This is a genomic window from Moorena sp. SIO4A5 (assembly GCF_010672005.1).
Classification (GTDB): Bacteria; Cyanobacteriota; Cyanobacteriia; order Cyanobacteriales; family Coleofasciculaceae; genus Moorena.
This window is the reverse complement of record NZ_JAAHHZ010000220.1, coordinates 1-8,113: the sequence shown is the minus strand read 5'-3', so window position 1 is coordinate 8,113 and position 8,113 is coordinate 1. Positions and strand designations below refer to the sequence as shown.

Here is an 8,113-nt window from a genome sequence, read left to right as displayed (position 1 = left end):
GAGCGGAACAAAACCTATCTTGGCCTTGGGAGATACCCCCTGGCTGCTTAAGCAGCTTGCATTAGTGGGCTAAAATCGGCAAAGTAGATTTTGGTAGCTAAAAAGTATCGGTAAACGTAACCGGCAAGAGGGAAAAATTTTCTTTACTCTTGCCCTTTCCCTATTGGTTAGCTGTTAACTTGTCCTTCCCTTAGGATTTAGTGGTTATTGACCACTACTCCATAAATTCCTCGTGTTTGTAGCTAGTCATAGGCTAAAGCCCTATGGCTAACTTACTCCTACTCTTTTTTTGATTTTACTAGGAAATCCCACTAACCACTGACTCCGCTTCACGAAATCCCCCAGATTCACCCATCGGGATCAGCTTAATCAGATAAAGACGAAGCTAAATTCCTAGATTATACTATTAATTATTTTGACCATTAAATCAATAGCTATTAAATCTACTCATGAGAATTGAGCAAATTGTAGAAAAAGCGTTGAAAGATGGCTACTTAACTCCCCTGATGGAGAGTGAGGTCGGTCGCCTTTGTGACACAGCTTCGGAACTCTCCATTGAAGAATATATGGCATTAGACAGACTGATGGGGGCGCTTCTATGTGGTGAGGTGGTTACAGCTGCTCGCAAGCAGTTTATCAATGTCATGGAAGAGTTGGTATTAAGCGAAGCAATTGATCAATTTACCAAGATAGAAGACAAGAGCGATCACTTTCTGGAGCTAGGAGATATTGCTGCCTATGCCCTCAATAGACTGCCCCCTCTCTATGCCACTACCGAAAAAGGTGCTCAATACCAGCGTAAAAGAGCAAAGCAAGACCTAATGGATTTAATTAACCATCAAGTCAAGGATGCCATAGCCAAATATCTAGAGCGACCTGATTTTGGCGCTGATCGCCAAGCAATCGGCAAAAAAAACAGCGATCTGATGGAACAGATTAGTAATATGTTAGAGGAGTTTGCACCACACTTTGAGCCAAAGCCTCAGGGCTCAAATGGATTACGTTGAGTCAGTGTTAACAGGTGATGGTTAAAAATCCCTTTTCAATGGCAATTTTTCGGTTGAGATGTTTAATCTCTCACAATGACTGGTGTTCCTAGACTTACCTGCTCATACAACTGTTTAATATCCTGGTTGAGCATCCGTAAGCAGCCGTGGGAAACCGCTGTGCCGATTAGCTCTTCTTCATCAGTGCCATGAAGCCCGATTTGATGGTGCCCGTCAGACCAAAAACCAATCCACCTTTCTCCTAAAGGATTATCAGGTCCAGGAGGTATGAGTTCACCAGTAATCGGTTCTTTCCAAATAGGGTTGGGTTGTTTGCGAATAATTTTGAAACTGCCAGTGGGTGTATCCCAACCGGGTTTACCAATGGCAACTGGGTGGCTCTGGAGCAATTGTTCTCCCCAGTACAAGTAGACCGTAGTATCACTCAAATCCACAACTACCTGGTAAGTAATAGCAGCAATTGCGTCAGTAAAATAAGAGGTGGCTGGTAAAACCTTGGGAATTTTTGATTTCAGTCTCTTTGGCGTTACCTGAGGTTTTACCAGATCTGAGGCTGTCTTTTCGGATGACAACGGTGCCAGTTCCGGGTATACTGAAGAAGTTTTTGTCAACGTCTCTAGTGTACCGAGTCGTGCTATGGTCAACCGAGAGGTTGCTGGCAAGACCTGGCTAATCTCAGGTGTAAGTTGCTTCAGCTTAAGCTGTGGTAGTGTAGCTGAGATTAACAATCCTGCTGACCCAAAGCAAAATATCATTAAGCTAGTGTTAATTGAGTTGCTTATGGCCATAATTAATTTATTTAATAGTTAATTAATTGGAAATGACTAGTTAATTTAATAGTTAATTGGCTGTTTGCTGGCTCAGTCCACTACAAGCGTGAAAATGTAAGATAGACTAGTGCTCGATGAGCGGGAACCAATCGCAGAAGTTGGGAGTCAATGAGAGGAAGAAAGTTTTAGAAGCTATTCCAATCATGAGTCAACCAATTTCTCTATCCTGGTCAACAGAGGTAACACTTCCTCAACTGCCGGTGCAACCTGAGAAACTCTCTAACTATGATTTGGTTTTACGCTGTCAGGAAGGGATGAGTCCTGACCGCACAGCCTTTGCTGAGCTACTACGTCGGTATCAGTCCCACGTGGATAAGATTTTGTATCACTTGGCACCAGACTGGCAAGATCGCTCCGATTTAGCCCAAGAGGTGTGGATTAGGGTTTACCGTAATATTAAACGACTTAATGAACCAGTCAAGTTCAAAGGTTGGTTAAGCCGTATTGCCACCAATCTGTTCTATGATGAGCTCCGCAAACGCAAGCGGGTAGCCCACCCCCTGTCTCTGGATGCACCACGTCATATGGATGATGGCGATATGGATTGGGAAATTGCTTCAGCAGAGCCTGGTCCAGAAGAAGATATGACGACCAGAGAGTTTTATGAGCAACTGCACAAGGCAATATCAGAGTTGCCAGAAGTGTTTCGTACTACCATCATCCTTAGGGAAATCGAAGGTATGGCTTATGAAGAAATTGCCGAAATTACTGGCGCTTCTCTCGGAACCGTTAAGTCTAGAATTGCTAGAGCAAGAGCGAGATTGCAATCTCACCTGCAAGCTTATCTAGATTCCTAAACATCAGTATAGTTACTTAATAATATATCAAATCTTTACAAGGCTTGCTTAATCAGATCTTTATCTAAATCCCATAATTTGAGAAGACAAGCTTGTTCAAATCTTTATCTAAAGCGCCGGATTTCCTGTATTGGTTATTCCCTTAATATAAAAAATATGGGATATCTAGTGTGGGGAGTTTACGATGACTCGTTGGTGATGAGAAAATGACCTCTAAATTTAACCCTGATAACACTTATGGGCAGGAATCTGCCAAAGATATGGATTCCCTCAAACGCAATCGCTTTCAATTAATCAGTGCCTACGTTGATGGGGAAGTAACATCAGCACAGCGCTCTGATGTGCAGCAGCTATTGGCAACTGACCCAGAGGCCAAACGATTATACAATCGACTGCTGATGCTACGTCAGGCATTCCGAACCATGCCCGTCCCACAAACAGAGCAACCAGCTCAAGAACTGGCACAGCAAGTTTTCTCAAAAATTGACCGCCGCCGGAATCGCCGAAAATTTGTTTGGGGTGGTGCTGCCCTTGCTGCCATGTTTGTCGGTGCGGTTTCGATGATTGTGCCTAATGGACCCTCACCAGTGCCACAGATGGCCACTAACCCAACTCCATTGCCAAAAGCAGAACCCCTCAGGATTGCTCTGAATCGACCGCTGCTAGAGATACCATTAGCTCCAGTGTCATCTCCTAGACCGTCAGGAGTATTACCAGAAGTTAATGGAAATGTCAACAATCTTAATTTGAATTAAATTAAATTGAGATAAATGGTTCTTGCCTCAGCTTTGAACTAATCACTGTTTCATTGTTTAGCTTGTAGTTTGCTGATCAACTCATAAAACGGCTCCCAATTATCTTCCTGAGTAATTGGCTCCCAAACTGCCTCAATTACAGGTCTGAGTAAAGCAGTGTGCGGATTCTTATCTCGCAAAAGTGCTGACATATCCTTAAGCTGATCAACTGATAAATTTTGTAAAAGGTGGTGGTATAAATTGCGCCAATCTGCTAGGGAGGAATACTGAGCATCTGACTCCCAAAAAGATTCTCGGCTCATTATCTGAGTAACATCATCTCGCCAACTCTTATCAAACTGTTGGGCTAATTCAGCAAAGAAAGCGTGATAACCAACCTGAGTATCTTGCAGGAACTGAATCGTTAACCTCAATAACTCTGACTCTTCCGACTCTGGCAACTGTTCAAATCCCAGTTTATTCAGCATCAAGTGCCGATAATTGCGGTAATAATGTTTCCCAAACTCGGCTAAACCTGCTTCCATCTCCGATGTTGGGATTACCATCCCTAACGGTTGCTGAAGCATTTCTAAATTTAACTGACAAATTCCAGGTTGATTGCCATAACTGTAGCGCCTGTAATAGTCAAAGTAAGCAGCGGTAAACTTAGGGTCATAGGTGGGGATAAAGGCGAATGGTCCATAATCAAAACTTTCGCCAGTAATCGACATATTGTCGGTATTTAAGACAGCGTGACAAAAACCCGCTGCCATCCACTGGGCTGCCAATCGAGCCACTCGTTCCACCAACTCAGCGTAAAACTGAGCATACTGCTCCTGTTTCTTATCCTCCTTTAGGGGGATTATGCTTGGGTAGTACTGCTCAATCACATGGTCTAATAGCTTCTTGATTAAATCCGGACGCTTAAAGTAATGCAGTCGCTCAAAGGTACCAAACCGGATATGGGAACGGCTAAAACGTACTATAACTGATGAGCGAGTTGGAGAAGGTTCATCACCTCGCCACAGTTGCTCTCCAGTTTCAATCAGGCTCAGACAGCGGGAGGTTAAAACTCCAAGATGGTGCAACGCTTCAGCTGCAAGTACTTCCCGCACCCCTCCTTTGAGGGTCAGTCTACCATCAGCAGTTCGGGAGTAGGGTGTGGTGCCAGAGCCTTTGGTACCGAAGTCGTAAAGTTCCCCATCAATACCTCTTACTTGACCATAGAGAAAACCTCTGCCATCCCCTAGTCTAGGGTTATATTCACCAAATTGATAGCCATGGTAGCGCAGGGCTAAAAAGGGTCGAACTCCCTGAAATTTACCGAAAGCTTGGATAAAGTCTTGGTCGTTAGTGTCTTGGGGATTTAATCCAATACGGGGTAACAATTGGTCGTTACGAAACCGCAGGATATGCCTAGGAAATTCTGCTGCTGCTACTTCGTCAAAATAGTCATATCCGAGGGATTCTAAGGCTGGCTCGTAGTTGAGAGATAGAAACATATCGATCAGGGTTTTGTAGCTGGCACGGGAATAGGTTTGCAAATGAATAGTTTTTTAGTTACCACAAAGACCCAAAAAATCACAAACATCCTAAGATTATAAACGAAGGAAGAAAGTGGATTTGATCTAAGATATGCCTAATTCTATAATGTTCCAGGAAGATGGGTATGTAGTTCTAGAAACTAATCAGCCAGAGGTGATTCTGACTCCAATGGAGTTAAAGTCAAAGTTAATGGCAATCTTGGCAAATCGTCAGGATGATTTGCCAAGGGATTTGCAGCATTTGACTTCTTTGGAGGAGCAAGGACAGTATTTGATGGAGACCAGCTGTGAATTAGATGTAGGACCTGGAGAGTATTTACAATGGTATGTAGTGCGCTTGTAAAAACTATACCGACAACAGAACAGCAACGCTGAGCGCCGATGTCTAGGCAACAACTCGGCGCTCAGCGTCACAGGGCGGTATATGACAGACTGTTTCAACGGAGAATCCCCGTCTAGGTAACAGCGGAGAGCTTTAAAGGTAAGGTCTTTACACGCTGGTGCTTTCTTCGGGTATTGCCACTAGTGCTACATCCACCTGGTCTTCTTCAAGTTCGGTTAAATCTACTCTAATACCAGGTCCAAAGAAGTTTTCCAGTTTTTCCTGCTTTTTGAGCCAAGTCTCAAAAGGAATTAGTGGGGAATCAAATTCGAGAATTAAGGCATAAGCACCATCCACCGAAGTTTCTCGTAACCCCATCAACACAGGTCTTTCTTCATCAGTAGGAGATAAACCAAGGCTTTCCAAGGAACTATCTAGATGGGCTTCTTGACCATAGCGATATCGCATTACGTCTTTGCGAATCTGGTTTTGGATTGGGGTGGCGCTTTGCTCTCGCAGCGTCAGGACTTCAGGAATTGTTGGTTGGCTTAATTCCACAGGCTTTAACTCGGCAGCTTTGAGGGCAAGACCTCCTAGTAGAATCGGAATTCCATAAAAGAATCCCACTAGATTCAGGGTGGCATTATCGGTAGCGTAGGCAACAAAGCCGATTACGGTCAGTAATCCACCAATGACTAGACCTACAGTTCCTAGGGAAGTTCGGGGTAACATTATTTAGCTATGTAACAGAAATAACTCCAGTTTTATTATCATAGAGTGGTGGTCAAGTCATAGAAGTTGACAAAATTACCAATATATGGTTTTGGGTGAATTTTATCCACTCCTATCTGCCCTATCCCCCATCTTCCCATCATTACATCAACCCAATACTCTGATTACTGGCTTGACCGATATTCCCGACTCCAGGCAAGTAAGAACGAATTAATAATTGCACCAAGTCTTTCTCTTAAATACCTTATTCCCCCTTTTTATGATAAAATCTGATCGTTATCATAAAGTTGTAGATAAGAGACAGCCAAAAATGGAGTTGGAAAAAATTAAGGAGCGAATTACCTTAATCACCAGTAAACGGGAATCCTTGCTACGGCTTCTGGAGCAACCCGATTTGGGTACCCTCAGAATTGATGTTAATCAGGCTCTAGAAGAACTCGATGACCTAATCGATGAATTTAAGCGTACTTTCCCCGAATAGAAAGGCTAACTGATGCCTCAAAAAATTGGCGTTGCTGATTAATGGAATAATTGAGGGTAATGAGGTAATGGGGAAATTAGCCGACTATAATTGCATAATTCCTTAGTTTAGCAGCGCCTTATTCTAGTTTTCGTTTCTCAGCTGATTTTAGCTAGTGGTTGTAGACGGTTAACTTTATCACTCCCCATTTTCCTAACTAAATTAATTAGATCTGAAGTGGCAACATCTTTCCTACAGAAGATATCAACGGGAGCGGTTTGGCTCATTACCTCAATTTGGGGGTCTTCTACTGAAGAGTAGGCAATAATTTTAGTGTCTGGCTCTAGACTTTTGATCCGGGTGGCTGCACTTAGACCATCCATCATAGGCATTTGTAGATCAAGTACTATAACATCCGGGCGATGGCACTCTACCATATCAATGGCTTCTTTCCCGTTACTAGCAAGAGCAACTATCTCAATATTCTCCTGAGCCGAAAATGCTAACTGAAGGCTATATCGAGTTAATTCATGGTCGTCAACTACTAGAACTCGCAAGGCAGGATGCTCACAGGACAACATAGGAAGACGCTGATCATTGTTTGACTTTTTCAGTCTAATAAGTTAGATTGTAACATTTTATCTACCTTTCGAGATAATCAACTGATCATTTCATGAATTTATTACATTGACTACAATATCAATTTACATTGATACATATAACCTGATGTGACATACTCCCCACCTTGCCATCCTCACAGGGCTAGGTTTTTTACATTTGGGTTGAGACTTATGCAAGAGGTCTATTGATGATGTGTCCGAACCGTTAAAACTTGGGGGGGTGTCGAGTCTGGTGGATAGAGAAAATCGACTTGCACCAGCCGTTGCTCAAGGGGTGGCATCTGCAACCTCACTAGGGTATCCCCCTGCTCACCACGCCGTTGTACCAAATGCACATAGCGCGTCCGAGGTAAACCTTGATCATCCTTATAGCTCAATTGCACTGTCCCTCGGAAAAATATTTGCTTAGCTGGTGCCTTTAAAAACCTTAATCCTCCCTGGATTTGATCCTGTTTAATCGGTGTCTCAAGAGCCAGAGTGACCGTTTGAGTATCCCGGGTGGGATTAATCAGTGGCAAGGTCAGGCTGTATTGCACCCCATAGTTACCATGGGCAAAATAGGCGGTATCTGGATAACGGACTAACATCGGCGCACTCTGAATTTGACCAGTACCTAACCTGCCGTGATGGAGGGTACTCAGTCCGTAGGAAAAGGCTTTTCCCGGTTGCGGAATAGTTAGAGATTGAGCAGTAGGATTATCCACTAACTGAGCTTGCCATCTAGAGCCTCGGGCTACTCCTGCCACTCGACCGTAGATAATTGAACCAGTAGTAGCAATCGGATCAGTCGGGGCGCGATCGCGTGGTCCAGCTAACTCCCCTTGCTCTAATAAATCCTGCCATTGAGCTATAGTAGGAGAGCGTTCATTCCCATCAGTATCTAAAGGTGCATACTTGGCAAGACTGGCGGCGTATACCTTTCCATCACTGTATAACCGCATCAACGTTGAGCGACCATTAATCGGTGGTGTCAAGGTTCGCACTGGAATTGGCAGATTCAGCAACATGCGGCTTTGCTGAGCCTGAATCACCAATTGGGCAGGAAATCCGTCTTGCCTACCTCCACG

Annotated in this window: 10 protein-coding genes; 5 read left to right on the top strand and 5 right to left on the bottom strand. The window is 43.7% G+C overall.

Annotated elements, in window-relative coordinates; translation table 11 throughout:
• The first annotated feature begins 449 nt into the window (after positions 1-449).
• The gene (locus tag F6K57_RS32810; protein ID WP_293019604.1) at positions 450-1,007 is read left to right on the top strand and encodes a late competence development ComFB family protein; all 558 of its coding nucleotides are present in this window, start codon (positions 450-452) and stop codon (positions 1,005-1,007) included.
• Between the two features lie 62 nt (positions 1,008-1,069).
• Here F6K57_RS32810 and F6K57_RS32805 read toward each other — a convergent pair whose 3' ends face one another.
• A complete protein-coding gene (locus F6K57_RS32805; protein WP_293019602.1) occupies positions 1,070-1,795 on the bottom strand; it encodes a L,D-transpeptidase in 726 nt (241 codons plus the stop codon).
• Positions 1,796-1,980: 185 nt separating this feature from the next.
• Between F6K57_RS32805 and F6K57_RS32800 the strand changes: the two genes are divergently transcribed.
• Positions 1,981-2,634 (top strand): sigma-70 family RNA polymerase sigma factor, encoded by a 654-nt coding sequence (locus F6K57_RS32800; RefSeq protein WP_071107622.1) that lies wholly within the window; start codon positions 1,981-1,983, stop codon positions 2,632-2,634.
• A gap of 206 nt (positions 2,635-2,840) precedes the next feature.
• Entirely contained in the window at positions 2,841-3,389 is a 549-nt protein-coding gene (locus tag F6K57_RS32795) for a Fis family transcriptional regulator (protein ID WP_293072191.1), read from the top strand.
• 50 nt (positions 3,390-3,439) lie between these two features.
• Here the strand turns inward: F6K57_RS32795 and F6K57_RS32790 are convergent, their stop codons facing one another.
• A complete protein-coding gene (locus F6K57_RS32790) occupies positions 3,440-4,879 on the bottom strand; it encodes a YdiU family protein (protein WP_364305069.1) in 1,440 nt (479 codons plus the stop codon).
• 124 nt (positions 4,880-5,003) lie between these two features.
• Between F6K57_RS32790 and F6K57_RS32785 the strand changes: the two genes are divergently transcribed.
• The gene (locus F6K57_RS32785; protein ID WP_044495296.1) at positions 5,004-5,255 is read left to right on the top strand and encodes a chlororespiratory reduction protein 7; all 252 of its coding nucleotides are present in this window, start codon (positions 5,004-5,006) and stop codon (positions 5,253-5,255) included.
• A 147-nt stretch (positions 5,256-5,402) separates the two neighbouring features.
• Here the strand turns inward: F6K57_RS32785 and F6K57_RS32780 are convergent, their stop codons facing one another.
• Positions 5,403-5,966 (bottom strand): DUF2854 domain-containing protein, encoded by a 564-nt coding sequence (locus F6K57_RS32780; RefSeq protein WP_293024414.1) that lies wholly within the window; start codon positions 5,964-5,966, stop codon positions 5,403-5,405.
• Positions 5,967-6,225: 259 nt separating this feature from the next.
• On the opposite strand from F6K57_RS32780, the gene F6K57_RS32775 reads away from it, so the two are divergent.
• Positions 6,226-6,447 carry a hypothetical protein gene (locus F6K57_RS32775; RefSeq protein ID WP_293072193.1) on the top strand — a complete coding sequence of 74 codons (222 nt, stop codon included), beginning with the start codon at positions 6,226-6,228 and terminating at the stop codon, positions 6,445-6,447.
• A 137-nt stretch (positions 6,448-6,584) separates the two neighbouring features.
• On the opposite strand, the gene F6K57_RS32770 is transcribed toward F6K57_RS32775, so the two are convergent.
• A complete protein-coding gene (locus tag F6K57_RS32770) occupies positions 6,585-6,983 on the bottom strand; it encodes a response regulator transcription factor (protein ID WP_293024412.1) in 399 nt (132 codons plus the stop codon).
• A 245-nt stretch (positions 6,984-7,228) separates the two neighbouring features.
• Positions 7,229-8,113, bottom strand: an 885-nt coding sequence (locus tag F6K57_RS32765; protein ID WP_293072190.1) for a DUF3370 domain-containing protein, incomplete at its 5' end; no start/stop codon positions are given.